Origin of the sequence: Streptomyces sp. RKAG293 (assembly GCF_023701745.1) — a bacterium.
In the GTDB taxonomy this organism is placed as follows: Bacteria; Actinomycetota; Actinomycetes; order Streptomycetales; family Streptomycetaceae; genus Actinacidiphila.
On record NZ_JAJOZB010000001.1, the window covers coordinates 8,373,333 to 8,398,181 of the forward strand.

At 70.9% G+C, this 24,849-nt stretch carries 26 protein-coding genes and 1 pseudogene; 19 read left to right on the forward strand and 8 right to left on the reverse strand.

What is annotated here, in order from left to right; genetic code table 11:
- Positions 1-89: 89 nt before the first annotated feature.
- The 5 genes from LNW72_RS36890 to LNW72_RS36910 all read left to right on the forward strand — a co-directional run bounded on the left by LNW72_RS36890 (position 90) and on the right by LNW72_RS36910 (position 6,053).
- Entirely contained in the window at positions 90-1,418 is a 1,329-nt protein-coding gene (locus tag LNW72_RS36890; RefSeq protein WP_250979380.1) for a sugar ABC transporter substrate-binding protein, read from the forward strand.
- Positions 1,419-1,651: 233 nt separating this feature from the next.
- Positions 1,652-2,467 carry a carbohydrate ABC transporter permease gene (locus LNW72_RS36895; RefSeq protein ID WP_374117440.1) on the forward strand — a complete coding sequence of 272 codons (816 nt, stop codon included), beginning with the start codon at positions 1,652-1,654 and terminating at the stop codon, positions 2,465-2,467.
- Positions 2,464-3,420, forward strand: a complete 957-nt coding sequence (locus tag LNW72_RS36900) for a carbohydrate ABC transporter permease (RefSeq protein WP_374117379.1) — start codon at positions 2,464-2,466, stop codon at positions 3,418-3,420. The genes LNW72_RS36895 and LNW72_RS36900 overlap by 4 nt, the downstream gene beginning before the upstream one ends.
- 23 nt (positions 3,421-3,443) lie before the next feature.
- Positions 3,444-4,430, forward strand: a complete 987-nt coding sequence (locus tag LNW72_RS36905) for a hydroxyacid dehydrogenase (RefSeq protein WP_250979382.1) — start codon at positions 3,444-3,446, stop codon at positions 4,428-4,430.
- Positions 4,431-4,484: 54 nt separating this feature from the next.
- Complete coding sequence (locus LNW72_RS36910) at positions 4,485-6,053, forward strand: HAD-IA family hydrolase (protein WP_250979383.1); 1,569 nt, start codon at positions 4,485-4,487, stop codon at positions 6,051-6,053.
- Between the two features lie 7 nt (positions 6,054-6,060).
- Here LNW72_RS36910 and LNW72_RS36915 read toward each other — a convergent pair whose 3' ends face one another.
- Entirely contained in the window at positions 6,061-6,561 is a 501-nt protein-coding gene (locus LNW72_RS36915) for a levansucrase (RefSeq protein ID WP_250979384.1), read from the reverse strand.
- 190 nt (positions 6,562-6,751) lie between these two features.
- Positions 6,752-7,204, reverse strand: a pseudogene (locus tag LNW72_RS36920) (DoxX family protein); the annotation flags it as partial.
- Between the two features lie 300 nt (positions 7,205-7,504).
- Here LNW72_RS36920 and LNW72_RS36925 point away from each other — a divergent pair.
- Entirely contained in the window at positions 7,505-8,233 is a 729-nt protein-coding gene (locus LNW72_RS36925; RefSeq protein ID WP_250979386.1) for a YoaK family protein, read from the forward strand.
- 47 nt (positions 8,234-8,280) lie between these two features.
- Here LNW72_RS36925 and LNW72_RS41845 read toward each other — a convergent pair whose 3' ends face one another.
- Complete coding sequence (locus LNW72_RS41845) at positions 8,281-8,880, reverse strand: GNAT family N-acetyltransferase (RefSeq protein ID WP_250979387.1); 600 nt, start codon at positions 8,878-8,880, stop codon at positions 8,281-8,283.
- A 227-nt stretch (positions 8,881-9,107) separates the two neighbouring features.
- Between LNW72_RS41845 and LNW72_RS36935 the strand changes: the two genes are divergently transcribed.
- Complete coding sequence (locus tag LNW72_RS36935) at positions 9,108-9,686, forward strand: hypothetical protein (protein ID WP_250979388.1); 579 nt, start codon at positions 9,108-9,110, stop codon at positions 9,684-9,686.
- Between the two features lie 31 nt (positions 9,687-9,717).
- On the opposite strand, the gene LNW72_RS36940 is transcribed toward LNW72_RS36935, so the two are convergent.
- Positions 9,718-10,593: an oxidoreductase gene (locus tag LNW72_RS36940; protein WP_250979389.1), complete on the reverse strand. Its 876-nt coding sequence runs from the start codon at positions 10,591-10,593 to the stop codon at positions 9,718-9,720.
- 99 nt (positions 10,594-10,692) lie between these two features.
- On the opposite strand from LNW72_RS36940, the gene LNW72_RS36945 reads away from it, so the two are divergent.
- A complete protein-coding gene (locus LNW72_RS36945) occupies positions 10,693-10,890 on the forward strand; it encodes a hypothetical protein (RefSeq protein ID WP_250979390.1) in 198 nt (65 codons plus the stop codon).
- Positions 10,891-10,991: 101 nt separating this feature from the next.
- Here LNW72_RS36945 and LNW72_RS36950 read toward each other — a convergent pair whose 3' ends face one another.
- The gene (locus tag LNW72_RS36950) at positions 10,992-11,411 is read right to left on the reverse strand and encodes a hypothetical protein (RefSeq protein ID WP_250979391.1); all 420 of its coding nucleotides are present in this window, start codon (positions 11,409-11,411) and stop codon (positions 10,992-10,994) included.
- A 327-nt stretch (positions 11,412-11,738) separates the two neighbouring features.
- On the opposite strand from LNW72_RS36950, the gene LNW72_RS36955 reads away from it, so the two are divergent.
- The 5 genes from LNW72_RS36955 (at position 11,739) to LNW72_RS36975 (ending at position 16,057) form a co-directional block, all read left to right on the forward strand.
- Positions 11,739-12,590, forward strand: coding sequence for a fumarylacetoacetate hydrolase family protein (locus LNW72_RS36955; RefSeq protein WP_250979392.1), 852 nt, complete (start codon positions 11,739-11,741; stop codon positions 12,588-12,590).
- Between the two features lie 11 nt (positions 12,591-12,601).
- Positions 12,602-13,939, forward strand: a complete 1,338-nt coding sequence (locus LNW72_RS36960) for an enolase C-terminal domain-like protein (RefSeq protein ID WP_250979393.1) — start codon at positions 12,602-12,604, stop codon at positions 13,937-13,939.
- Positions 13,940-14,060: 121 nt separating this feature from the next.
- On the forward strand, positions 14,061-14,372 hold the full coding sequence (locus LNW72_RS36965; protein WP_250979394.1) for an L-rhamnose mutarotase: 312 nt from the start codon (positions 14,061-14,063) through the stop codon (positions 14,370-14,372).
- A 5-nt stretch (positions 14,373-14,377) separates the two neighbouring features.
- Positions 14,378-15,220, forward strand: a complete 843-nt coding sequence (locus tag LNW72_RS36970; RefSeq protein WP_250979395.1) for an amidohydrolase — start codon at positions 14,378-14,380, stop codon at positions 15,218-15,220.
- Between the two features lie 183 nt (positions 15,221-15,403).
- A complete protein-coding gene (locus LNW72_RS36975; protein WP_250979396.1) occupies positions 15,404-16,057 on the forward strand; it encodes an ABATE domain-containing protein in 654 nt (217 codons plus the stop codon).
- Between the two features lie 67 nt (positions 16,058-16,124).
- On the opposite strand, the gene LNW72_RS36980 is transcribed toward LNW72_RS36975, so the two are convergent.
- A complete protein-coding gene (locus LNW72_RS36980; protein WP_250979397.1) occupies positions 16,125-17,801 on the reverse strand; it encodes a beta-propeller fold lactonase family protein in 1,677 nt (558 codons plus the stop codon).
- Between the two features lie 398 nt (positions 17,802-18,199).
- Between LNW72_RS36980 and LNW72_RS36985 the strand changes: the two genes are divergently transcribed.
- Entirely contained in the window at positions 18,200-18,706 is a 507-nt protein-coding gene (locus LNW72_RS36985) for an O-acetyl-ADP-ribose deacetylase (protein ID WP_250979398.1), read from the forward strand.
- Between the two features lie 172 nt (positions 18,707-18,878).
- On the opposite strand, the gene LNW72_RS36990 is transcribed toward LNW72_RS36985, so the two are convergent.
- Complete coding sequence (locus LNW72_RS36990) at positions 18,879-19,298, reverse strand: SRPBCC family protein (RefSeq protein ID WP_250979399.1); 420 nt, start codon at positions 19,296-19,298, stop codon at positions 18,879-18,881.
- Positions 19,299-19,399: 101 nt separating this feature from the next.
- Here LNW72_RS36990 and LNW72_RS36995 point away from each other — a divergent pair, with 101 nt between their 5' ends.
- The 3 genes from LNW72_RS36995 to LNW72_RS37005 all read left to right on the forward strand — a co-directional run bounded on the left by LNW72_RS36995 (position 19,400) and on the right by LNW72_RS37005 (position 21,000).
- Positions 19,400-19,993, forward strand: coding sequence for a GNAT family N-acetyltransferase (locus tag LNW72_RS36995; protein ID WP_250979400.1), 594 nt, complete (start codon positions 19,400-19,402; stop codon positions 19,991-19,993).
- A 160-nt stretch (positions 19,994-20,153) separates the two neighbouring features.
- Positions 20,154-20,492 carry a PCC domain-containing protein gene (locus LNW72_RS37000; RefSeq protein WP_250979401.1) on the forward strand — a complete coding sequence of 113 codons (339 nt, stop codon included), beginning with the start codon at positions 20,154-20,156 and terminating at the stop codon, positions 20,490-20,492.
- Positions 20,493-20,664: 172 nt separating this feature from the next.
- A complete protein-coding gene (locus LNW72_RS37005) occupies positions 20,665-21,000 on the forward strand; it encodes an Lsr2 family protein (protein ID WP_250979402.1) in 336 nt (111 codons plus the stop codon).
- A 196-nt stretch (positions 21,001-21,196) separates the two neighbouring features.
- Here the strand turns inward: LNW72_RS37005 and LNW72_RS37010 are convergent, their stop codons facing one another.
- Entirely contained in the window at positions 21,197-22,414 is a 1,218-nt protein-coding gene (locus LNW72_RS37010) for a M20 family metallopeptidase (RefSeq protein ID WP_250979403.1), read from the reverse strand.
- Positions 22,415-22,616: 202 nt separating this feature from the next.
- Between LNW72_RS37010 and LNW72_RS37015 the strand changes: the two genes are divergently transcribed.
- Both LNW72_RS37015 and LNW72_RS37020 read left to right on the forward strand, forming a co-directional pair.
- Positions 22,617-23,090: a VOC family protein gene (locus LNW72_RS37015; RefSeq protein ID WP_250979404.1), complete on the forward strand. Its 474-nt coding sequence runs from the start codon at positions 22,617-22,619 to the stop codon at positions 23,088-23,090.
- 219 nt (positions 23,091-23,309) lie between these two features.
- A complete protein-coding gene (locus LNW72_RS37020) occupies positions 23,310-24,803 on the forward strand; it encodes a metallophosphoesterase (RefSeq protein ID WP_250979405.1) in 1,494 nt (497 codons plus the stop codon).
- Positions 24,804-24,849 lie beyond the last annotated feature (46 nt).

The following is a 24,849-nucleotide window of genomic DNA, read 5'->3' on the forward strand; positions in this document are numbered from 1 at the left end:
CACTCATTCGCTCTTGACGGCGATCGATGTTGCGCAAATGATGGCCTGCATTCACCTCATCTGTCGGGGTCACCGTAGGAGCACGCGCAATGAAGCCCAACTCCCAGCCCACCTCCCGTACGACCCGTCTCGCGCTCGCGGCCGCTGTGGCCTCCCTCGCGCTGGCCACCACCGCCTGCGGCGGGGACAAGGCCGCGGCCGGCGGCGCCGCGCCGGACGCCAAGCCGGTCACCCTGACGTACTGGGGGTGGGCCAAGGGCGCCCAGGCGACCGTCGACGCGTTCAACAAGACCCACAAGAACATCCAGGTCAAGTACTCGGAGATCGCCGGGGGTCCGGACGGATACTCCAAGATCACCAACGCGGTCAAGGCCGGCAACGCCCCCGACGTGGCGGGGATCGAGTACACCCAGCTTCCGGAGTTCGCCAGCCAGGGACTGCTCGAGGACCTGACCGAGCAGGCCGGCGACACCGTCAAGCAGAAGTTCCCGGCCTCCATCCAGAACCTGGTGACCTTCGGCGGCAAGACCTGGGCCGTGCCCTACGACGTCGCGCCCCAGCTGTACTACTACCGCACGGACCTGTTCCAGAAGTACGGCATAGCCGTCCCCAAGACCTGGGCCGAGTTCAAGACCGCCGGCGAGAAGCTCCAGCAGGCCGACAAGAACGTGCACATCGCGTCCTGGGCCGACAACGACGCCGTGCTGCTCGCGGCCCTCGCCTGGCAGGGCGGCGGCAAGTGGTTCAGCACCGAGGGCGACGCCTGGAAGGTCGGCATCGACGACGCCGCATCGCAGAAGGTCGCCGCCTACTGGCAGGGACTCGTCGACAGCGGCGTCGTCAACTCCATCCCGGCCGGCAGCGAGGACGAGACCAAGGCCAGGACCTCCGGCACCGTCGCCAGTTTCATCGGCGCCTCCTGGAGCGCGGGCGGCATGACCGTCGCGATGCCCAAGCTGAGCGGCAAGTGGGGGATCGCCCCGCTGCCCACCTGGGACGGGAAGCCCGCCAGCGGCGGCTACGGCGGCACCACGTACGCCGTGCCGAAGGGCAGCAAGCACGTCAAGGAGGCGGCCGAGTTCTCCCAGTGGGTCACCACGGACGCGGCCGCCGTCACCGCCCGCCTCAGCTCGCTGACCTCCCCGAGCAGCGCCCTGCCCGCCAACGTCGAGATGCGTGACGTGGCGGCGAAGGCGTTCAAGGGCGGGGCCTACTACGCGGGCTTCGACGTCTACAGGATCGCCGGCGCGCAGGTCGACACCATCGTCCCGGGCTGGACGTTCGGCCCCGTGCAGATCGCGACCAACACCGCCATCACCGACGCGGCGGCCAAGGGAAACCTGACCCAGGGGCTGACGGCCGGTCAGGCGTCCGCAGAGAAGGGCATCAAGGAGCGCGGGCTGAACCTGGTCAAGTGACCGCCGGGCCGGCGGGCACGCCCGCCGGCCCCGTCGTCCGGTCCTCCGACCGCCCGCCGGGCACGCGATGACGTGCCCGGCGGGCCCTCACTCCCCACGACCCCGCTCCCAAGGAGTCCCCCGTGGCAGTACCACTCGCCCGGACCCCGCGCCGCCGCGCCGCCGCCCGGCCGGGCCAGCGCGGCGCCGTGACCGTGCTCCTGGTCCCGTTCTTCGCCCTGTTCGGCCTCGTGATGGTGGCGCCCATCGGCTACGCGGTGTGGATGAGCCTGTTCCAGGAACGCTCCTCCGGCCTCGGCTTCGGCGGCACCGAACGCGTCTTCTCGGGCCTGGGCAACTACTCCAGAGCCCTGTCCGACCCGGCGTTCCGTACCTCGTTCGTGCACATCGCCGTCTACTGCGTCGCCTACATCCCGGTGATGATCGGTGGCGCGCTCGTCCTCGCGCTGCTGCTGGACTCCGCCCTCAGCAGGGCGAAGCGCTTCCTGCAGCTCGCCCTGTTCTTGCCGCACGCGGTGCCCAGCATGATCGCGGCGATCGTCTGGATCTACCTCTACACGCCCGGACTCAGCCCGGTCACCGGCTGGATCGAGAGCCTCGGCGGCAACTGGGCCTTCTTCTCCGCCGACCACGCGCTCTCCTCGATGATCAATATCGCGGTGTGGCAGTGGATCGGCTACAACATGGTGATCTTCTACGCCGCGCTGCAGGCCGTCCCGCGCGAGACGCTGGAGGCGGCGGTCGTCGACGGGGCGGGCGAACTGCGGATCGCCTGGCAGATCAAGGTGCCGGTGATCCGCTCGTCCGTGGTGCTGACCCTGCTGTTCACCTGTGTCGGCGCGGTCCAGCTCTTCAACGAGCCCAAGATCCTCTCCAGCCGGGCCTCCTCCCTCGGCTCGACGTGGTCACCGACGATGTACATCTTCAAAGCCGCCTTCGAACGCCATGACTACGGTCTGGCCGCCGCGTCCTCGCTGCTGCTGGCCCTGGCCGCCGCCGCGCTCTCCTTCATCGTCACCAGGATCGGAAACCGGGGGAAGACGGCATGAGCACCCTTGATCTCGACGGCCGCCAGGCCGTCCCCGACACACTTCCGGCACTCGTTCCCGAGACGTCCGAGCCGGATCGCCGCCGCCCGGCCGGACGTTCCCGGCGCCCGCGGCCCACCGGCGCCCTGCTGTCCCGGGCGGCCGTCAACGGCCTGCTCGCCGTCGCCGCCCTCTACACCCTGATGCCGCTGGCCTGGCTGCTGATCGCGGCGACCAAGGACCACGGCGATCTGTTCGGCACCGGCGGCTTCACCCTCGGCGCGTTCCACCTCTTCGACAACCTCCGGGCCGTGTTCACCGCCGACGGCGGCATCTACGGACGCTGGCTGCTCAACAGCCTGCTGTACTCGCTCGTGGGCTCGCTCGTCTCGACCCTCATCTGCGTGGCCGCCGGATACGCCTTCGACAAGTACCACTTCGCGGGCAAGGACAAGCTCTTCGGTGTCGTCCTCGCCGGCATCCTCGTGCCCGGCACCGTCATCTCGCTGCCCATGTACCTGCTCGCCTCCGAGGCAGGCCTCGTCAACACCTACTGGGCGGTGCTGATCCCGTCCCTCGTCAACCCGTTCGGGGTCTATCTGGCCCGGGTCTTCTCCGAGGGCTACATTCCGAACGAGGTGCTGGAAGCGGCCCGGATGGACGGCGCGAGCGAGCTGAAGACGTTCCGTACCGTCTCGCTGCCCATGCTGGCGCCGGGCTTCATGACCATCTTCCTGTTCTCGTTCACCGGCAGCTGGAACAGCTTCTACCTGCCGCTGATGATGCTCAACGACCAGAGCCTCTACCCGGTCGGCCTCGGCATCTACAACTGGAACACCGTCGTCGTGAACAACCCCGAGTACTACAGCCTGGCGATCACCGGAGCCCTCGTCGCCGTACTGCCCCTGATCGCCGTCTTCATCGGCCTGCAGCGCTTCTGGCGCTCCGGCCTCACCGCCGGAGCCGTCAAGTGAACCGTCCCCGCACCGTCCTGGCCATGAGCGCCGAGACCCGGGACTCCGTGCTCGACCCGGCCGCCCTGCGCCGCCTCGAACGCACCGCGCTGATCGACACCGGCCTGCTGGCCGTCGACTTCAGCCCCCGTGACGCCCCGCTGACCACCGCTCTGCGGGAGGCGGAAGTGCTGTTCACCGGCTGGGGCTGCCCGCCCCTGACACGGCAGGCGCTCGCCGCGATGCCACGGCTGCGCGCCGTGGTGCACGCGGCGGGTTCCGTCAAGGGCCATATGACGGAGGCGGCCTGGGAACGCGGCATCACCGTTTCGACGGCCGCGGCCGCCAACGCGCTGCCGGTCGCCGAGTACACGCTCGCCGCCGTCCTCTTCGCCAACAAGCGCGTCCTGGCGGGTGCCGAGGCCTACCGGCGTACCCGCGACCGGGTGCGGCTCCTCGAACGCTTCCCCACGGTCGGCAACTACCGACGCACCATCGGCGTGGTCGGCGCCTCCGCCGTCGGCCGCCGCGTCATCGAACTCCTGCGGCCGTTCGACCTCAGCGTCCTCGTCCACGACCCATATCTCGCACCATCCGAGGCGGCCCTTCTGGGCGCGACGTCGGTCGAACTCGACGACCTGGTGCGGCGCAGCGACGTGGTCACCATCCACGCCCCCGAACTGCCCGAGACCCGAAACCTGTTCGACGCCGCCAGGATCGCCCTGATGCGCGACGGCGCCACGCTCGTCAACACCGCGCGCGGTTCGCTCGTCGACACCGAGGCGCTCACGGCCGAACTCGTCTCCGGCCGCCTGCACGCGGTCCTGGACATCACCGTCCCCGACGTCCTCCCGGCGGGCTCCCCGCTCTACGACCTGCCGAACGTTCTGCTGACCCCGCACATGGCGGGCTCGCTGGGCGGCGAGCTGCGGCGGCTCGCCGATACCGCCATCGATGAACTGGAGCGGTACGCAGAGGGGTTGCCGTTCGCGCACCCGGTGCATGCCGCCGCACTCGTGCACTCCGCCTGAACCGCCTCGCCCGTCACCACCGTCCGCGTCCGTTCCGCCCGAGAGGAACCCCCGTTGTCCGAGCCGTCCCAGTCCGCATCCACGCCGGAGAAGGCGCGCCGTGTCCTGGTCGTCGGGATCGACGGCGTCCGGCACGACGTCCTCCTCGCGCTTCCGACCCCGCACATCGACGCGGTTGCGGCCGCCGGCTTCCTGGCCGCCGTCGAGGTCGCCGACGGCACGCCCACGATGTCCGGGCCGTGCTGGGCCACCATCACCACCGGGGTCACCGTCGACAAGCACGCGGTCTGGAGCAACGACTTCTCCGGGAACCGGCTCGGGGTCTTTCCCGACTTCGCCACCCGCCTCGCCCGGCAGGACGGCAGGCGCACGTATGTCGCCGCCGGCTGGGACCCCCTGGTCACCGTGGCGAACGGCGGGCCGCTCTTCGCGCACCCGTCCCGGCTGAGCTACAGCGCCCCGGCCGCCGACACCCCACAGGCGTGGGAGGACTGCGACGAGCAGATCACCGAGGACGCCGTGCGGGTGCTGGGCACCGACGACCCCGAGGCCTCGTTCGTCTACCTCGGCGCCCCGGACGAGACCGCTCACTTGCTCGGCTGCAGGGAGGAGTACGAGCGGTCCGTCGTCCGGGCCGACGAGCGGCTGGGCCGCATTCTGGCCGCCGTTCGCAACCGGGCCGGCTACGACGGCGAGGACTGGACGGTGATCGTGGTGACGGACCACGGCCATGTCCGGGCGGGCGGCCACGGCGGCCGGTCGGGCGCGGAACGCACCGCCTGGGTGGCCTGCTCAGGACCGGACGTCATCGCGGGCCGCACCCCGGACCGGGTACGGCACGAGGACGTGGCGGCGCATGTGTACGCGGCCCTGGGCCGGACCGCCGACCGGCACTGGACGCTCGACGGACGACCCTTCACCGCGGCGCCGCAGGCGGTGCTGTTCGACATGGACGGCACCCTCGTCGACACCGAAACCCTGTGGTGGCAGACGGTCGCGGCGCTCGCCCAGGAGCTCGGCCACCACCTCGGCGACGCGGACCTGCCGGCCGTCCTGGGCCGGAGCGTCCACGACACCGCCGCCCATCTGCACGAGATCACCGGCAAAGGCGCCGGCACAGGTACCGGCACCGGCACAGGTAGTGGCACCGGCCGCGAGCCGGGCGGGCTCGCGGCCGAACTCGACCGCCGGTTCCTCGCCGCGGTCCAGGAGCGGACCGTCGCACGGCCCGGCGCCGTCGAACTCCTCGACCTGCTGGAACGCGAGGGCGTTCCGATCGGGTTGGTGTCGGCGTCGCCGCGAAGTGTCGTGGACGCGGTACTGAAGACCCTGGGCGCGTACCGCTTCCAGGTCACCGTCGCCGAGGGCGAGACCTCCGCCACGAAGCCCGCCCCCGACCCGTATCTCGCCGCCGCCAGGTCACTCGGCGTGCCGGCCGCCGGTTGCCTCGCGGTGGAGGACACCCCGGTCGGAGTGGCCTCGGCGGAGGCCGCGGGCTGCGTCGTGCTCGCGGTGCCGTCACTCGCACCCATCCCCGCGGCGCCCGGCCGGACGGTGCGCGGCAGTCTCGAAGGGATCGACCTCGACTGGCTGAGGAGGCTCGTCGCCGCGGGGAACGCCTGAGGACCCCTCAGGCCGGGTGGTTGAAGTAGCGGTCGCCCTTCTCGATGAGATGCGACGAGTAGATCCAGCCCAGTGCGGGCTTGCCGCGGAAGAGTCCGACGTAGTGCCGTGCGGTGTCGACCACGACGGGCCGGGCGAAGCAGGCGAACTGGTTGCGCTGCTTCTCCTCCGCCCACGCCATCGCGGCCGGATCGACGCGCTCGCTGACGAGGACGGGGAAGACGGCGACCCCGGTCTGCATCCCCACCGGCAGGCCGCCCTTGTTCTTCTTGGCGAAGCTCAGGGTCTGCGTGGTGAACGTGTCGACGGTGGCGGCGGTTATCTCGGGGACGGCCGCGGCGATCGTGAACACGTGCAGGTTGGTGGCCATCCAGCGCAGCCGGAAGTCGGACCGCCGGCCGGCCAGCACACGGACGCCGGACCAGTCCTGCCACTGCGGATTGCAGCCGTCGGCCGCCAGCCGGCTTTCCACCGCGGCCAGATAGTTTCGTGGTGACTCTTCGCTCATGGACGCGATTGTCCCCGGCTCCGCCGCCCCCGTGAAGATCTCGGGAGGGACGGACCCGAACCGTGTCCGTCCCTCCGTACGACCGGCTGAGTTCCGCCCGTTACACCGAGGAGGAGGCGGGGACCTCGGATCGTGCGGGGCTCACGGAAGCGGTGTCGTCCCCGTCGTGCGGGCCGGAGGAGAATGCCGCCGCGGCGGGTGCGGCGGACGTCGCGGTCCTGTTGGCCGCGATCCGCCCGAACAGCGCGTCGAGCGACCAGCGGCCCGGCCCGGCGACGACGATCAGCAGAAACGTCCAGGCGTACATCGCGGCCGGCTCGCCGCCGTTCTGGATCGGCCACAGGGCGTGCTGCTGGTGCTCCGTGAAGTACGCGTAGGCCATCGAGCCGGAGCAGATCAGCGCGGCGTAGCGGGTGCCGAGGCCGAGCATCACCAGCCCGCCGCCGACGAACTGGATCACCGCCGCGTACCAGCCCGGCCAGGTACCGGACGCGACGGTCCCGCCGCCGAACGCACCACCGAGGACACCGAAGAGCGAAGCGGCGCCATGGCACGCGAAGAGCAGCCCGACGACGATACGGAACAGCGCCAGCACCTGCTCCTGCGCGAGGGCGGCCGACGTCCGTGAAGTGGAGAAACGCATGGGGGGTCTCCTACGGCAGAAAGGGAGGTACCGATGCGGGAAGAGTAGGAAGAATGGTTGAAGCCGGGCTTAAATCCCGTACGGCGCCCGTGTGTCGCCGACCGCGGTACAGCCGAATGGCGGAACGGCGTGTTGACGCCCACGGCGTGCCACCGCACCGCAGACGGCACGCGGGCGCGGGCGGCGGCGGTGGGCGTCGTAGCCGGGGCCCGGCGGTGGGGTGGTGTATGCCTTGGCGTGGAGGTCGGATCCGATGCCGTCCGGACGCCGTCTCCATCTCACTCGAAGGGAGCCGTCGCCGTGAGCACCGTCCTGCGCGATGCCTGGAAGACCCTGGTCCCCGACCTCGACAGCCGCCATGGGCCGCTGCCGCCGCTGCTCCTCGCACTGACCGTCGTCACCGGGCTCGTCGACGCCTTCAGCTATCTGGTGCTGGGACATGTCTTCGTGGCCAACATGACGGGCAACGTCGTCTTCATGGCCTTCTCGCTGGCCGGTGCCGAAGGCTTCTCCCTGATGGCCTCGCTGATGTCGCTCGTCTCCTTCGTCGTGGGGGCGGTGGTCGGCGGGCGGAGCGCCAACCGTTTCCCTGACCACCGCGCACGACTGCTGCTCGCGGCGACCGCCCTCGAAGGCGTCCTCGTCCTGGCGGCCTACCTGAGCAGTGAACTGACCGCCGATCCACCGTCGACGGCCGTCCGCTATCTGCTCATCGTCCTGCTCGGGCTGGCGATGGGCGGGCAGAACGCCGCCGCCCGCCGGCTGGGCGTCCCCGATCTCACCACCACGGTCCTGACGCTCACCATCACCGGCATCGCCGCCGACGGGCGGCTCGCGGGAGGCACCGCCAGCAAGGCCGGGACCCGTGCCCTGTCGGCGATCGCGATGTTCCTGGGGGCGCTGGCCGGCGGGCTGCTCATCCAGAACTCGGATCCGGCGCTGCCGCTGCTGATCGCCGTTCTGGCGCTGGCGGCGCTGGTGGCGGTGGCGGCCTTCCAGGTCCGCTCCACCCGGCCCTGGATCGCCTGACGCCGCTGCCCGTCGGCTGCCCGTCCGCTACGTCTGCGGAGGCGGCGTCACTCGGTGCCGTGGACCGGCCGCCAGAGCGGGTACATCGCCGCGGGGTCGAAGGGCAGGGCCAGCGGCTCGCCGAGATCGGTGTAGCCGTGCCGCAGGTAGAGCTGGCGGCTGGCGGGGCTGGTCGCCTCCAGATAGGACGGGCGGCCGGCCCGGTCGAGCGTCTCGTGGTGCAGCCGGAGCAGCCGCGAGCCGATGCCGTTGCCCTGCAGGTCCGGGTGGACGACCAGGAACGCCAGGTGCTCGTAATCGCCGAGACCGGTGGGATGGGCGCGCTCCATGGCCTCGTCGAGCTCGTGGAACCGTCCGACGTGCTCCTGGCACGCGGCCGACAGCAGCGCGTCGTAGCCCTCGATGGCGGGGGCGGGCTCCGGCAGCCATACCGCGGCGGCCCGCAGATCGTCGGTCACATGGACTGTGCCGTGGCGCAGCGCGTGCCCGACCAGGATCCGGAAGAAGTGCGGGAAGATCGCCGGGTGCCGTTCGCGCACGGGGACCAGCCAGCTGTGCAGCGGCAGTTCGTCGAACACGGTCGCCAGGAGCCGGGCGACGGTCTCCTCCTCGGCGATGACGGCCTGTCGGACGGATATCCCGGTCACGCGCGCACTCCTATGGTCGGCTTCTGGCGGCCGGGCCAGATCCTATCCGCCGGGTGCCGGCAACCGGTCATCGACCAGGGGGACTTCAGCGCCCGCCCTGGGCCGGCTGGGGAGGACCGGCGCCGATTCCGTAGACTCCGGTGTCGTAACGGGGCCGCCATGGCGGCCGCCGCACAGCCGCTGGGCGGGACGACGTACGCCTGAGTCCATGAATGCGAGGCAGACCGATGACCGCCGATCAGCACCCCCACACGCCCGGCACCACGGGCTCCGAAACCGATTCCTTCGACGAGGCGCACGCCGTCCGGTCCTCGGTCCGCCGGGCCGCGCGGGGCATGGCGCATCACGAGGCCGAGGAAGAGCTGGAGAAGGCCCAGTCCGAGGAGGACGGCGGAAAACAGGGCGGGGAACAGGGTGAGGACGGCGAGGACGGTCCCATCAGCCCGGCGGTCGAGGAGTGGGAGCGCATCGTCGATCTGCTCACCACGCACGCCGGCCCCTACGATCCGGACTCCGATCCGTTCGTGCAGGGCGAACTGACCGCCCACGCCAACCGGAAGGCGGCCCGGCGGACCGAAGCCGACGGCGATGCCTCCGGCGGCACGGACGCCGACGGTGCCGGTGCCGATGACGCCGGGGACACCCTGTTGCGCGCGCTGGCCCGTACCGGGGTACGGGACGGAGCCGGCAGCGAGAACGAGTCCGTGGTGGCCCGGATCGTCCAGGCCGACCCGGCCGCCGCGCTCGCCGTGAGCCACTGGCTCGACGCCGCCTTCGCCGCCGGCCGGGCCCGGACCGAGGACTGAGGCCCGACCGCGGGAGCCGGTGGGCAGCGGGCTACCGCCGGCCGAGCAGCGCCATGTCGGCGTCGTCGAGTACGAGGTCGCCCGCCGCCATGTTCTCCGCCAGGTGGGAGAGCGATCCGGTGCCGGGGATCTGAACGATCGAGGGTGAACGGGCCAGGCCCCAGGCGATGGCCACTTGGATCGCCGTCGCACGGTGCCGCGCCGCGACCTTGTGCAGGTTCTCGTCGGAGAGCGGGCTGTGACCGCCGCCGAGCGCGAAGAACGGCATGAAGGCGATCCCGGCGTCGGCGCACTCGTCGACCAGCGCGACGTCCTCCTGATCGAGTACACCGAAGCGGTTCTGCACCGCGGCGACCGGTGCGATCGAACGGGCCTCCGCGAGTTGCCCGCTGGTCACGTTGCTGACCCCGAGGTGCCGGATCAGGCCTTCGTCCCTCAACCGGGCCAGGGCGGCGAACCGGTCGCCGACCGGGACATCGCCGCCCGTTCCGAGGCGGCCCACCCGTAGGTACACCAGGTCCAGGACGTCGAGGCCGAGGTCCCGCAGGTTCTGCTCCACGGCGGCGCGCAACTGGCCCGGTGCGGCCTCACCGGTCATCTCGCCGGTCGGCGCGCGCATCGGACCGACCTTGGTGGCGATCGTGACGCCCGCGCGATAGGGGTGCAGCGCCTCGCGCAGGATGTCGTTGGCGTGGGTGGCGCCCGAGAAGTAGAAGGCGGCCGTGTCGATGTGCAGGGCGCCCAGTTCGACGGCATGGCGCGCGACGGCCACCGCCGCCGCCGGGTCAACGGCGGGCCCGTTCCACCGGCCCGGCAGCTGCATCGCGCCGAAGCCCAGACGCGGGATCGTAGTCGTGTCGCCGAGCTCGAAGGTGTCCGGTGCGGAGTCGCTCGTTGATGACGTCATAGGCCGAGCATCGTAGTCAAGAAGCGCACCCGTAGGTGGTGATCGCGGTGGCCGGGGGTCCGGGTGCGGGGTGGAGCTCAGGGGGAGGACACTGCACGAATGACAGTTCAACGCCGCCCGCTGGGCACCGGACCGCTCCCCGACACCGATCCGGACGAGGGGCGGGCCCAACGGGCGATGACGCCCGCCGAACGCGCGGCCGCGGAAGCGGCGCGAGCGGCGGTGGAGGAGCAGCTTCCGCCGGAACCGGCATCGACACGGCGCCCGCTGGGCGACGGCTCGCAGCCGGACGCCTGATCCCCGCCCGCCGCCCGCACAACCTCTGACGCACAACCCCTGACGCACCGGCCGGGTCGTCAGGGGCCGATCCTCAGGGGCCGATCCTCAGGGGCCGGTCCTCAGGGGCCGGGCGGCGTGGGCTCCGGATCACCCTCCGCGCCGTCGCCGTGCTGCTCGTACCAGCGCCGGATCCGCTCCATCTTCCAGATCACCGCCCGGTCGATCTCCTCCACGCTCAGTCCCGTGGCCGCCGACAGGGTGTCAGGGCCGATGAGGTTCTCGGGGCGGTCCTGCAGCGCGCGGCTGATCTTTCCCGCCCACAACTCCTCGGGCACGAACGGGCGCCTCCGGTACTCGTCCCGCAGTGCGACCAGGTGCTGGGGCGAGCAGACGACGATCAGCCGCTTCCCGTCCTTGCCCGGATCCCGGGCATGCACCGCCGAAGAGTCCGGCACCAGATCGAGACGGCCCTGAGCACCGATGCGTTGGCCGCAGAAGTCGCAGATGTCCGGGAATGGGGCGGGCTCGTCCGATGCCATACCCAAGGGCTACCCCGAAGTGGCGGGCCGATAGCGGTGCACCCGCCGGCGCGGGGTGGTCAAGGGGGCGCTCGTCGCGGGCCGGGCTCCCCGGGCCCGCCCGGTCCGGGATCCGCACCCCAAAGACATGGGATGTCTCGATCTGGCGTCTTGCATCGGGTCGAAAGTAGCCACGCAAACTCACGCTCAAGATGGCATGGGACAAGCGACATTGGCCACTTGCCTTGAGGTTCGGGAGCGACGTAGAGTCCGATGACAGTCGAGACATCGGATGTATTCGACGGCTCCGGCTTCCCGTACCCCCGGCCGATCAGAGAGAAAAGCTCCGTGAAACTGCTGCGCTTCGGCGCCTCCGGCCATGAGCGGCCGGGCGTCCTCACCGACGAAGGTGCGGTACTCGACCTGTCCGCGCTCACCTCCGACATCGACGGGGCGTTCCTCGTCTCCGGCGGCCCGGACCGGGTCCGCACCGCGCTCGCCGCGGGCACCCTGCCCGTGGTGGACGTCACGGGGCTGCGGGTGGGAGCCCCCGTCGCGCGCCCCGGCAAGGTGGTCTGCGTCGGCCTCAACTACCGCGGTCACGCCGAGGAGACCGGCGCGCCCATCCCGCCGCGGCCCGTGGTCTTCATGAAGGATCCGGGCACGGTGATCGGCCCGTACGACGAGGTGCTGATCCCGCGCGGATCGTCGAAGACCGACTGGGAGGTCGAGCTCGCGGTCGTCATCGGCAGCCGGGCCCGCTACCTGGAATCGCCGCTGCAGGCGCTCGACGCCGTCGCCGGTTACGCGGTGAGCAACGACGTCTCGGAGCGCGAGTTCCAGCTGGAGTTCTCCCCGCAGTGGGACCTCGGCAAGTCCTGCGAGACGTTCAATCCGCTCGGCCCCTGGCTGGTGACCCCGGACGAGGCGGGCGACCCGCAGAAGCTCGGCCTGCGGCTGTCGGTCAACGGCACGCTGCGGCAGAACAGCGCGACCGGCGACATGATCTTCGACGTGGCGCATCTCGTCTGGTACCTGAGTCAGTACATGGTCCTGGAGCCCGGCGACGTCATCAACACCGGCACTCCGGCGGGTGTCGCCCTCGGACTGCCCGGGACCCCGTACCTGCGCGCCGGCGACACCGTGGAACTCGCCATCGACGGTCTCGGCGCGCAGCGTCAGACGTTCGCCCAAGCGTGAGAGGCCCGTTCATGACGCCGACCACCGCCCGGATCACCGCGGTCGACACGTACGACATCCGGTTCCCCACCTCGCGCGAGCTGGACGGCTCGGACGCGATGAACCCGGATCCCGACTACTCCGCCGCGTACCTGATCCTGCGCACGGACGCCGGTGACGGGCTGGAGGGCCACGGGTTCACCTTCACCATCGGGCGGGGCAACGACGTCCAGGTCGCCGCGATCGACGCGTTGCGCGGGCACATCGTCGGCCGGCCGCTCGACGCCTTGTGCGCCGACCCGGGCTCGTTGAACCGCGACCTGATCGGGGACAGCCAACTGCGCTGGCTCGGCCCCGAGAAGGGCGTCATGCATATGGCGATCGGCGCCGTCGTCAACGCGGTGTGGGACCTCACCGCGAAGCGTGCGGACAAGCCGCTGTGGAAGCTGCTGTCCGACGCCGACCCCGAGTGGCTCGTCTCCCAGGTCGACTTCCGCTACATCGCCGACGTCCTCACCCGTGAGGAGGCGCTCGGCCTGCTGCACCGGGGCGCGCCCGACCGGGCCGCGCGCGAGGCCGACCTGCTGCGACGCGGCTACCCCGGATACACGACCTCGCCCGGCTGGCTCGGCTACTCCGACGAGAAGCTGACGCGGCTCGCGCGGCAGGCCGTCGCCGACGGCTTCACCCAGATCAAGCTGAAGGTTGGCGCCGACCTCGGCGACGACATCCGGCGGCTGCGGGCCGCCCGTGCCGCCGTCGGTCCCGGCTTCCGGATCGCCATCGACGCGAACCAGCGGTGGAACGTCGGTGAGGCGATCGAGTGGACGAAGGCGCTGACCGAGTTCGATCCGTACTGGGTCGAGGAGCCCACCAGCCCGGACGACATCCTCGGCCACGCGGCGGTGCGCGCCGCGGTGGCGCCGGTCAAGGTCGCCACCGGGGAGCACGTCCAGAACCGCATCGTCTTCAAGCAGTTGCTGCAGGCGGAAGCGATCGACATCCTGCAGATCGACGCGGCCCGGGTCGGCGGCGTCAACGAGAATCTCGCGATCCTGCTGCTCGCAGCGAAGTTCGGGATCCCGGTGTGTCCGCATGCGGGCGGGGTCGGACTCTGTGAGCTGGTGCAGCATCTGTCGATGTTCGACTACGTCGCGCTGTCCGGTACGACCGAGGACCGGGTCATCGAGTACGTCGACCATCTGCACGGGCACTTCGAGAACCCGGTCGTCATGCGTCGCGGGCATTATGCCGCGCCCCTGGCACCCGGTTTCTCCGCCGGGATGCGGGCGGCGTCGATCGAGGAGTACACCTATCCGGACGGATCCTTCTGGGCCGCCGACCTCGTCACCCGGGAGACCGCGGCATGAGTGACCTTTCCATCGGGAACAGACACAGCCGGGCATAGACAGAGCTGGGGATGGACACGGCCGCGAACAGGCACAGTCGGGAACAGGCCTGTCCAGGAACAGGCACGGAGGGAGACCCGCCATGAGAGTCGCGCTGCACACGAAGGTCCGCGAGGACCGGATCGAGGAGTACGAGGCCGCGCACCGGCAGGTGCCGGAGGAACTGGTCACCGCGATCCGCGCGGCCGGTGCCACCTCCTGGACGATCTGGCGCAGCGGCACCGACCTCTTCCATGTCCTGGAGGTCGGGGACTACGCGGCGATGATCGCCGAACTGGCCAAACTCCCGGTCAACGTCGCCTGGCAGGCCCGGATGGGCGAGCTGACGGAGATCGCGCACGACTACTCGGCGGGCGGCTCCGACGCGTCGCTGCCCGTCGTGTGGGAGCTGTGACCCGGATGCGCATCGTCGACTCCCATCACCACCTGTGGGACCTGGCGGTCCGCGATCAGGACTGGATCACGGGTGACGCGCTGGCCCCGCTGCGCCGGAACTTCGTCCTGGCGGACCTGGAGCCCGAGGCCCGTGCCGCTGGAGTCGAAGCGACGGTCGTGGTCCAGACGGTCACGGTCCCGGGGGAGACGCCGGAGCTGCTGGCGCTCGCGAACGGCGACAACCTGGTCGCCGGGGTGGTGGGCTGGGCCGACCTGACCCACCCGGGCATCGCCGACACCCTCGCCGCTCTGCGGGTCCTGCCGGGAGGCGACCGCCTCGTCGGCATCCGGCACCAGGTGCAGAGCGAGCCGGATCCACGGTGGCTGCTGCGCCAGGACGTCCTGCACGGGCTGGCGGCCGTCGCCGCCGCGGAACTCGTCTACGAGCTGGTGGTCCTCCCGCACCAGCTGCCCGCCGCGTACACGGCCGCCGAGCTGCGGCCCGAGCTCACCTTCGTCCTCGACCATCTCGGCAAACCGCCGATCGCGAGCGGTGAACTGCGCCCCTGGGCCGATGCCGTGCGGCAGCTGGCCACCCTGCCCAACACCGTCTGCAAGCTCTCCGGCATGATCACCGAGGCGGACTGGGGCACCTGGACGACCGCCGGTCTCGCACCGTACGCGGACACGGTGCTCGACGCGTTCGGTCCGGACCGGCTGATGTTCGGGTCGGACTGGCCGGTGTGCCGGCTGGCGGGCTCGTACGCCCAGGTCGTCGACACCGCACGGGAGCTGACCGGCACCCTCGGCCCGGCCGAGCGCGAGGCGGTCTTCTCCGGGACCGCCACCCGCGTCTACGGCCTGTGACGGAGGCGGACGAGGAGCGGACACCCGGCGCGGGACCCGGCGCGGGACCAGGCGCAGGACCAGGAGCGGACACCAGGTGCGGGACCGGGAGCGGACGCCAGACGCGGACCCTCTCCGGCGACCCGTCCTTCCAAATGGCTGATGGCTTGGAAAACCATTAGGAAGGGGTTTACAGTCGGGACCATGGACACCTCGGATCCGCAGCCCGGCGCGCCGCTGCTCGGTGAGCCGCTGCCGGTCGAGCTGATGAACACCGTCTGGGCCGACCGGGACGGTCTCCATGACGCGCTGGCCGACACCGACGACCTGGCGCGATGGCTGCGAGCCGTGGCCCCGCGCTTCGAGCCCGCGCTCGCCCTGGACGAGCGGGCCGCGGCTTCCGGGCCGTCGCCGCTGGCGCCGCTCGTGGACCGCTATCAGCGGCTGCGCGACGCGCTGCGCAGGATGGCGGCCGTCGTCACCGAGGACCCACGCCCGGCGGCGGCCGCCGCGGCCCCCGATCTCGCGGCGGCGGTGGAGGCGGTCAACCGGGCCTGCGCCTACGCGCCCGAGTGGTCGCGGCTGGTGTGGCCGGAAGGGGGAACGCCGTCCCTCACCACAGCCGGTGCACCGGCACATGGCACCGCGGCGGCGGCAGCTCTGTCACGGATCGGGGAACAGGCCGTCCAGCTGTTCGCCGGACCGGACCGGGAAGCACTGCGGGCCTGCCGGGCTCCCGGCTGCGTGCTGTATTTCGTACGGGCCCACCCCCGCCGGGAATGGTGCTCGGCGAACTGCGGCAACCGCGCCCGCGTCGCGCGCCATTACCAACGACACCACACCGATCTCCCCGGGTGATCGGTCGGGGCACGACCCGGCCGGCCGGCTGAACGATCGGCCGGCCGGCCGGGTCGTGCGTCACTGATCAGGAGCAGCTGATGATCAGCGAGGTGATGACGGTGCAGGTGCGGGTGGCGCTGTTGTCGGCGGAGTTCAGGTCGACCGGCGCACTGGCGGTGCGGGTCGCGGTGACGCTGTAGGGCAGGTTGAGCGACAACAGGCCGACGGGGACGGTGAAGTGGCGCGTGGTGGCGGCGCCGGAGGCCAGCGTTCCCACGGTGCAGTTGATGTGGCCCGCGCTGACACCGCAGTCACTGGAGGTGGCGGTCATCGGAGTGGGCAGAGCCGCGGTGACGGCGGCGGAGGTCAGTGTGGAGGGACCGTGATTGGTGACGGTCAGCGTGTAGTTGATCTTCCCGCCGAGCAGTCCCGGCGCCGGGCTGGCCGCCAGGGCCACACTCACATCGGCGGCGGCGTAGGTGAAGTGGTCCGCGGCACCGACGGCACTCGTGCCGGCCGCGGTGGTCACCCGTACATCCACCGTGCCGACCGTGCCGGCCGGAGCGACCGCGGTGCAGGAGGTCGGCGAGCAGGTGACGGCGGTGGCGTTGTGCCCGGCGCCGAAGGTGACCGCGGTGGCGTCGGAGAGGGCCGTGCCGGTGATGGTGACGCTGGTGCCGCCCGCGGGCGGGCCCGTGTCGGGGCTGACCCCGGTCACGACGGGCGGGGGAACGGGCGCGACGGTCGTACCGATCGCCACGCCGATCGGGTTGCGGCCGACCGCGGTGGTGGTGGTGACCGCGGCGGTCGCGGTGTCGATGACGGAGACGGTGTTGGAGCCGAGGTTGGCGACGTACACGTGGGCGCTGTCCGGGGTGACCGCCAGCGACTGCGGGCCGGAGCCGACGGGGATGTCACCCGTGAAGGTGTTGGTCGCGGTGGTCAGAACCGACACGGAGTTGGCGTTGGCGTTGGCTATGTAGGCGTGCGCGCCGTCCGCTGAGATCGCCACCGCGAACGGTGCGGCGGCGGTGGGGAGGGTGCTGGTGACGGTGTTGGTCGCCGTGTCGATCACCGCCAGCGCACTGTCACCGAGGGCGGCGACGTAGGCGTGGGCGCCGTCCGGGGTGATGGCCACGGCGATCGGGAAGGCGCCGGCCGCGATGGACGCGGTGACGGTGTCGGTCGCGGTGTCGATGACGGACACACTGCCGCCGGAACCGCTGTTGGTGACGTAGGCGTGGGCGCCGTCCGGGGTGATCGCCACCGCGTCAGGGCCGGTGCCGACGGCGACCGTGGCGGTGACGGTGTTGGTGGCGGTGTCGATGACGGACACCGAGTTGGAACTCAGGTTGGCGGCGTACACATGGCCGCCGTCGGGTGAGACCGCCACCGCGGTCGGGCTCGAGCCCACAGGCGTGGTGGCGACGACGGAGTCGGTGGCGGTGTCGATGACCGACACGTTGTTGGAACCGACGTTGGGTATGTAGACATGCGCACCGTCCGGTGCCGCCGCCACGCCCTGGGGGCCGAACCCGACGGGAATGGTGGCGATGACGGTGTTGGTGGCGGTGTCGACCGCCGACACCGTGTTGTCACTGGCGTTGGCGACGTAGGCGGTCGTGGCACCCGCCGGGATCGCGTGGGCTGGGGCGGCGAGCGCCGTGAGGCCGGTGAGGCCCAGGGCGGCCGACGCGGCCAGTGCGGTGAACCTCTGGCGCCTGCCGGGATGCGAATCTCTGGCGCGGACAAACGTGTACATGCGGATCTCCCCCCTCGTTCCGCCCCGTGGCGGCGGGCACCGGAGGGGCCCTTGGATCCACCGCGGCGCGGTACCTCACAACGGGCGAGGCCGTCGGAGACGGCTCGTCACCAGGGCGGCCGGGCCCGGCGGATCACACCGTCCGGGCCAGGGCCGGGCCCTGGCGGGCTGCAATCGCGCTGATCACCAAGGGAGATCACCTGTGCACCCCGCGTTGTCACCAGCCAGGATCATGCCAAAGCACAGGCACCACAAGGGCCGAGACCCTGGCACTGCCTGGCGAATTGGGGACGTCGCCCGCCCGTCTCGGTGGACACGCCGGACGGGTCACGCCAGGCACTCCGCCAGGGACGCTTGGCCGGCCGGTCCGGGCGTCGACACCGATGGGAGGATGCCTCATGATCACCATCACCTTCGCCCTCGGCGACATCACCGGGCAACACGTCGACGCGATCGTCAACGCCGCCAACTCCTCGCTGCTGGGCGGCGGGGGAGTGGACGGGGCGATCCACCGCAAGGGCGGGCCCGAGATCCTGGCGGAGTGCCGTGCGCTGCGGGCGTCCCACTACGGGAAGGGGCTGGCGACCGGCCGGGCCGTGGCCACCACCGCCGGACGGCTGCCCGCACGCTGGGTGATCCACACCGTCGGCCCGGTCTGGTCGCCGGACGCGGACCGTTCCGACCTGCTGGCGTCCTGCTACCGGGAGTCGCTGCGGGTGGCCGACGAGTTGGGAGCACGCACGGTGGCCTTCCCGGCGATCTCCACCGGGGTCTACGGGTGGCCCATGGACGACGGGGCGCGGATCGCGCTGGCGACGGTCGGAGCGGCGGAGACGGCGGTGACCGAGGCCAGGTTCGTGCTGTTCGACCAGGGCGCGTACGACGTCTTCACCTCGCAGGCCTGATGCCCGCCCTCCCCGTCCTGCTGCCCGCCGTCTGAAGGCCGCCGGGCGGCGGGCGGACGAGGCGCGGTCCCGCCGCTCCGGCGGAGCGGCGGGACGGACCGGGGTCGCGGTTTCCATCGGGCACGGGGTCGGACGCCGGCCGGGGTCGCGGAGTCCTTCCGTCGTGGCGCCATCAGCCCCGCGAGGCCAGGGCGGCCAGCGACGCCAGCGTGTCGGGCCAGTCGGCGGTGATGCCCGGGCCGATCTGCGGTCCCGCCGCGTCGGAGCCGGCGCCGCTGATCTCCATCCGGTACACCACACGGATCCGGTCCTGGCCGAGCCGCTCGATCCGGTGTGTTGTCCGCAGCAACAGATCGCCGAACCGGGCCTCGTCGACGAACATCTCGTCCTCGACCGCCTCGGCGACGACCAGCAGTACCGGGTCGTCCCCGGGCGGCGTCATGGTGATCCGCGCGCCGGGTGCGAACGGGCCGCTGATCTCGATCTTCTCGATCTCGGCGTTCCAGGCGCCCCAGTTCTCGACGTCCGCCCAGAGCCGCCAGACCGCCTGGGGGGTGGCGCCGGTCTCGATGCTGCTCTCGTATTCCCACATGGTGGCCTCCTCGACTGGTTAATCTATCCATAGATTATCTGCGCGACGACTATCTGTCCAGGGTCGGTGCCCGGCTTCCACGAACGACCTAGGATTCCCCGATGATCGAGGGAAACCTGGTGAGACTCCGCGCGTTGCACGCGGAGGACCTGGACCATCACGTCCGCTGGCGCAACGACCCCGAGGTGGTGCACTGGGCCACCGGCGGCAATCCGCGCTTCGGCCCCGTCACCCGGGCCGCCGTCGAGCGCGGTTTCGACACGATGCTGGGTCTCGACCCCGCCGACTCACGGGTCTTCACCGTGGAGGACCTGGTCGACGCCAGGCCGATCGGCATGGCCGACTACCGCGACCTCGACCCCTTCGCGGGACGGGCCACGGTCGGCATCACCATCGGTGAACGGGACTGCTGGGGCCGGGGACATGGGACCGAAGCGCTGCGCCTGCTCGTGCGGCATCTCTTCGGCACCTGCCGGCTGCACCGGGTCGAACTCGACACCTGGAGCGGCAACGAGCGGGCCGTCCGCGCCTTCGCGAAGGCCGGGTTCCGGGAGGAGGGCCGGCGAAGGGAAGCCGTGCTGGTGGCGGGGGAGTGGTACGACAACGTGCTGTTCGGGATGCTGCGCGCGGAGTGGCGGGAATCGGCCGGCGCTCCGAGCGACCGCCCGGAAAGGGATGCCGATCCGATCGCGTGAGCCGTCGATTCTCCGGGAAGAGGCCGGGAGGAGGCCAAGAGGAGGCGGGAAGAAGCCTTGAAGCGGTGCGGCCACGTTGCCGGAGGAAATCCACCCGCGGCCGCGGGACGCGCCGATAGGCTCCGGGTCCTGAGCCCGCATTGCGCTGGGGAGTGATCGTATGCACGTATTCGAGGTACGCAGCGGCGAGCTGATGGAGTCGATAGCGGACCAGGCGGCATCCGCGGGCATCGCGGACGGGGCCATCGTGTCCCTGATCGGCGCGGTGGACGCTTTTACCGTCTCGACGATGTCCGGGACCGACGCCACGAAGGATGAGCGCACGTACTACACCTGTCCCGCCGAACTGGGCGGAACGGGGGAGATCCGGAACGGCGACGTTCACATTCACGCCGTTCTGGCGGTAGCAGGCGATAAGGCCGTCGCTGGGCATCTGCTCCATGCTCGGGTGGAAACGCACTTTGTGCGGGCCTACGTACTCCCCGCGCTTCCCGCATAGTTCGGCCGGCCGTCCGTGAACTCCCGGTGGGGCGCTATGCGGAGTCGGAGCGAGCCCTTATAGCGGCCCGGGCGGAGCGCCGGATCGCTCGGTCGTGCTACCCGTCCGTACACACGAGCGGACGGTAAGTGATTTCTATACGACCCCCCGCACTACTGCTAATCTGCGGCCTATGGCTCAGAAAATCGTAACCATTTACACCGACGACCTCACCGGCAAAGAGTCGGCGGAGGCGGCCACTCACACGTTCGCCGTTGATGGCGTTGTCTATGAAATCGACCTCGCCCCTGACAGCTTCGACTCTCTTCTCGAAGCGCTGAACCCCTTCATTGCGGCCGGACACAAGGTCGGCCGGAACAAGGGCGCGAACGGACCGCGCAAGCTCGCCGGCGCCGGTTCCGAGGACACCGCCAAGATCCGGGCCTGGGCCAAGGAGAACGGCTATGACGTGAACGACCGCGGGCGCGTCCCCGCGGCGGTTCGCGAGGCGTACGAAAAGGCGCACTGAAACCCGTACTCGTCTCGTCCTACGACGGCCCCGCCGCTCTCCTGGAGCTGCGGGGCCGTCGTCGTCCGTTGTCACGGCTCCCGTTGCCCGGACAGTCGCCATTCCGTGTCCCCGACAACGGGAACCGAAACCCGTCGGTCGTCGGCGAGTTGCCGGGCCGCGGACGATCCGTCACCCGAATCCGCCACTCGGGCGCTCAGCCTCTGACGGTCCGGCCCAGCGCGAGTTCCGCGAGGAGTGCCGCCGCGTCGCCCAGGACGCAGTCGTCGAAGGCGGCCTGCGGGGAGTGGTTGTACGCGGCGGTGGACGGGTCGCGGTCGGCGGGGCAGGCGCCGAGCATCAGATAGGCCGAGGGGACGAGTTCGGCGACGACGGCGAAGTCCTCGGAGCCGGCGACCGGGCGTGGCATGTCGAGGTAGCGGTCCGCTCCCAGGAGTTGGCGGGCCGTCTCGGCCGCGAAGGCCATCTCCTCGGGGTCGTTGACGGTGACCGGATAGCCCTCGGTGACGACCGCCTCCACCGTCAGCCCGTGTGCCCGGCCGATTCCCTGCACGACCAGGGGCGCCTCCTCCAGGACGCGGGCCCGCGCCTCCGGTGAGAAGGAGCGGATGGTGGCACCGAAGACCGCCTCGTCGGGGATGACGTTCTCCGCGGTACCGGCGTGGAAACTGCCGACGCTGACCACGACCGGATCGAAGGCGTCGAAACGGCGGGTCACCATGGTCTGCAGTGCGGTGACGGCCGCGCAGGCGGCCGGGATCGGATCCAGGGCGAGATGGGGGCTGGAGCCGTGCCCGCCGCGTCCGTGCATCGTGACGGTGAGGGTGTCGGCCGCCGCCATGATCGGGCCGGGCCGGGTGGCGACCCAGCCGTTGGGCAGCTGCGAGGCGGCGACATGCAGGGCGTACGCGGCGACGGGCCTGCTCCCCGCCGCCTCCAGCACACCTTCCTCGATCATCAGCCGGGCGCCGCCCAGGCCCTCCTCGCCGGGCTGGAACATGAACACCACCGTCCCCGCCAGCTCGTCGCGCCGCTCGCAGAGCAGCAGCACGGCGCCGACCAGCGCCGCGGTGTGCAGGTCATGGCCGCAGGCGTGCATCACCCCGGCCACGGCGGAGGCGTACGGCACGTCGCCGGACTCCTGCACCGGCAGCGCGTCCATGTCCCCGCGCAGCAGCACCACAGGTCCCGGCAGCGCTCCACGCAGCACGGCTGTGACGGAGCTGAGCTGCTTGCCGAGGGTGATCTCCACCGGGAGTCCCTCCAGCGCGGCCAGCACCCTGGCCTGCGCCAGCGGCAGGTCCAGTCCGATCTCCGGCTCCCGGTGGAGCGCCCGGCGCAGTGCCACCAGCTCGGCCTGGAGCGCGGCGGCGGACCGGCGAAGGCCGGCATGACGGTGTGCTGCATCGGTCATGGCATCTCCTGACGAGGTCGTCCTTCCATCCTCGCCGCTATCGGGCGCCGCGGCAGGGAACGGCGAGGACCGGCCCGTCGGGGGCGGGCCGCGCCCCGCCACTGGTGCTCCCGCTCTTCCTTCCTGAGTAGCGATGACTTTCGACCGGTGCGACGGTCAATACAGGAGCAGGGCAGAACACCGACGAAGCGAGGAGAGTCCCATGCCGCGGATCACCCCCAACCTCTGGTTCGACACCAAGGGCCAGGAGGCCGCCGAGTTCTATGTCTCCGTGTTCCCGAATTCGGAGATCAAGAGCATCACGCACTACAACGACGCCGGTCCGCGGCCGGCGGGCACGGTGCTGACGGTCGCCTTCGTGCTCGACGGCCAGGAGTACATCGCGATCAACGGCGGTCCGGAGTTCACCTTCACCGAAGCGGTCTCGCTGATGATCAACTGTGCCGACCAGAAGGAGATCGACCACTACTGGAGCAAGCTCTCCGAAGGCGGCGAGGAGGGCCCGTGCGGCTGGCTGAAGGACAAGTACGGACTGTCCTGGCAGGTCGTCCCCGGCGGGATGGACGAGCTGCTGAACGACTCGGACCCCGGCCGCGCCCAGCGCGCGATGTCGGCCGTCCTCGGGATGAAGAAGCTCGACGTGGCCGCCATCTACGCCGCCGCGGACGAGGCGTAGCCGCGACCGGTGACAACCGCGGGAGCCGCGGCGCGGGCCCGGCCGGACGTCGTCCGGACACGCGCCCGCCGTCGCTCCGGCCGCCGGCGACTCCCCGAGCCAGCATCCGACCGCCTCCGACTCCGTGCGCCCGCATCCGCACCCTCCGACTCCGTGCGCCCGAACCGGGTAGCGGCTCCAAATCTGTGTGCCGGACGGGGGGGTTGCTAGGGTGCGCCGGTGTCAGTTTCTTCGCGCGATTCAGCGACCGGTGCCGGATGGCACGGCCAGGAGCCCGGCCACTTCGAGAGTCTGATGACCGATCGGGTCAAAAAGCTCTCCTGGCTGAACCCGGCGACCCTGTGGAGCGCCCGCAACGGACCGCTGGCCGCCCTCTTCGGCGACCCGACCAACGACGAACGACGGCGCTGGGTGGCCGGGCAGCGCGATCGCGGGGTCCCGGCGGATCTCGTCATCGAGCGGGACGACCCGGAGACGTACTCCTTCATGCTCATCGCGGACACCGGCGAGGGCGACGCGCCCCAGTACGCCGTGGTTCCCGGGCTGCTGGAGGCGGGCGAGGGCTCCCGGTTCGCCGTGCTGTCGAGTGACGTGATCTACCCCGTCGGCAGCGCGAATGACTACGGGCCGAAGTTCTTCCGGCCCTACCAGGACTACAACGCGCCGATCTACGCGATACCCGGCAACCACGACTGGTACGACGGCCTGACGGGATTCATGCGGGTCTTCTGCGAGGCACTGGCGCTGCCCGGGGCCGCCCGCCCGAAGGTCCTGTCGGCCGGCTGGTGGCGGACGCTGCTGTGGAAGAGCCCGGCGGCCGCCGACGAGCAGCGGCTGGCGGCGGCGCGGTCGCTGCGGTCCGCCCCCGCGCAACAGTCCGAGCAGCCCGGACCGTACTGGGCCATCGACTCGGGGCCGCTGCGGATCATCGGCATCGACACCGGGCTGCTGGGCGGGATCGACCGGGAGCAGGGCGAGTGGCTGCGCCGGGTCTCCCAGGGCCCCAGGCCCAAGATCCTCGTGACCGGTTCACCGATATACGTGGACGACCAATACCATCCGTGCGCCATCGAGGGCGGCGGCACCGTCGATGAGATAGTCCGCGACGCGGACTGCCACTATGTGGCGGCCATCGGCGGTGACATCCACAACTACCAGCACTATCCGGTGGATGTGGACGGCCGCACCATCGAGTACATCGTCTCCGGAGGCGGCGGAGCGTTCATGCACGCCACCCACATCATTCCGCGGGTGACGGTCGCCGGAGTCACCGAGCAGGACTTCCGCTGCTATCCGCTGCGAGGGGACTCGCTGGCCTTCTACAGCGGGCTCTACGGTCGGCGGTTGCGGATGAAACGATTCTTCGCACTGACCTCCGAGCAGGCGGCGGCGGTCATCGCCAAAAGGCTCGGCATTCCCCCGACGCGTACGACGAACGCGGCGGTGACCCTGCGGACCCGACTGGTCGCCACCCTTCTCGGGGTGCCCTCCCGTCCGCACGGCAGGTCGTGGTTCCGGCTCCCGGTCCGCAAGATCTACACGCAGGTTCTCTCGCCGGGTTCGGTGACCTACACCCCGCCGTTCTTCAAGAGCTTCCTGTGCCTGGACGTCACCCCGCACGACCTGAGGATCCGGTGCTTCGCGGCCACCGGCCACCGCGAGCAGGAGGTCGCCCCGCCGGTCGAGGACGACTTCACGATCCCACTCCACTGAACGGCGCGGCCGGCGGGCAGTTGACGGTGCGGACGGCGGCGGGGTG

Bases quoted from the DNA above. Each gene is read 5' to 3' on its own strand.
- LNW72_RS36890 (WP_250979380.1), top strand. From the start codon at position 90: ATGAAGCCCAACTCCCAGCCCACCTCCCGTACGACCCGTCTCGCGCTC.
- LNW72_RS36895 (WP_374117440.1), top strand. From the start codon at position 1,652: ATGGTGGCGCCCATCGGCTACGCGGTGTGGATGAGCCTGTTCCAGGAA.
- LNW72_RS36900 (WP_374117379.1), top strand. From the start codon at position 2,464: ATGAGCACCCTTGATCTCGACGGCCGCCAGGCCGTCCCCGACACACTT.
- LNW72_RS36905 (WP_250979382.1), top strand. From the start codon at position 3,444: ATGAGCGCCGAGACCCGGGACTCCGTGCTCGACCCGGCCGCCCTGCGC.
- LNW72_RS36915 (WP_250979384.1), bottom strand. From the start codon at position 6,561: ATGAGCGAAGAGTCACCACGAAACTATCTGGCCGCGGTGGAAAGCCGG.
- LNW72_RS36935 (WP_250979388.1), top strand. From the start codon at position 9,108: ATGACCGCCGATCAGCACCCCCACACGCCCGGCACCACGGGCTCCGAA.
- LNW72_RS36940 (WP_250979389.1), bottom strand. From the start codon at position 10,593: ATGACGTCATCAACGAGCGACTCCGCACCGGACACCTTCGAGCTCGGC.
- LNW72_RS36945 (WP_250979390.1), top strand. From the start codon at position 10,693: ATGACAGTTCAACGCCGCCCGCTGGGCACCGGACCGCTCCCCGACACC.
- LNW72_RS36950 (WP_250979391.1), bottom strand. From the start codon at position 11,411: ATGGCATCGGACGAGCCCGCCCCATTCCCGGACATCTGCGACTTCTGC.
- LNW72_RS36960 (WP_250979393.1), top strand. From the start codon at position 12,602: ATGACGCCGACCACCGCCCGGATCACCGCGGTCGACACGTACGACATC.
- LNW72_RS36965 (WP_250979394.1), top strand. From the start codon at position 14,061: ATGAGAGTCGCGCTGCACACGAAGGTCCGCGAGGACCGGATCGAGGAG.
- LNW72_RS36970 (WP_250979395.1), top strand. From the start codon at position 14,378: ATGCGCATCGTCGACTCCCATCACCACCTGTGGGACCTGGCGGTCCGC.
- LNW72_RS36975 (WP_250979396.1), top strand. From the start codon at position 15,404: ATGGACACCTCGGATCCGCAGCCCGGCGCGCCGCTGCTCGGTGAGCCG.
- LNW72_RS36980 (WP_250979397.1), bottom strand. From the start codon at position 17,801: ATGTACACGTTTGTCCGCGCCAGAGATTCGCATCCCGGCAGGCGCCAG.
- LNW72_RS36985 (WP_250979398.1), top strand. From the start codon at position 18,200: ATGATCACCATCACCTTCGCCCTCGGCGACATCACCGGGCAACACGTC.
- LNW72_RS36990 (WP_250979399.1), bottom strand. From the start codon at position 19,298: ATGTGGGAATACGAGAGCAGCATCGAGACCGGCGCCACCCCCCAGGCG.
- LNW72_RS36995 (WP_250979400.1), top strand. From the start codon at position 19,400: ATGATCGAGGGAAACCTGGTGAGACTCCGCGCGTTGCACGCGGAGGAC.
- LNW72_RS37000 (WP_250979401.1), top strand. From the start codon at position 20,154: ATGCACGTATTCGAGGTACGCAGCGGCGAGCTGATGGAGTCGATAGCG.
- LNW72_RS37005 (WP_250979402.1), top strand. From the start codon at position 20,665: ATGGCTCAGAAAATCGTAACCATTTACACCGACGACCTCACCGGCAAA.
- LNW72_RS37010 (WP_250979403.1), bottom strand. From the start codon at position 22,414: ATGACCGATGCAGCACACCGTCATGCCGGCCTTCGCCGGTCCGCCGCC.
- LNW72_RS37015 (WP_250979404.1), top strand. From the start codon at position 22,617: ATGCCGCGGATCACCCCCAACCTCTGGTTCGACACCAAGGGCCAGGAG.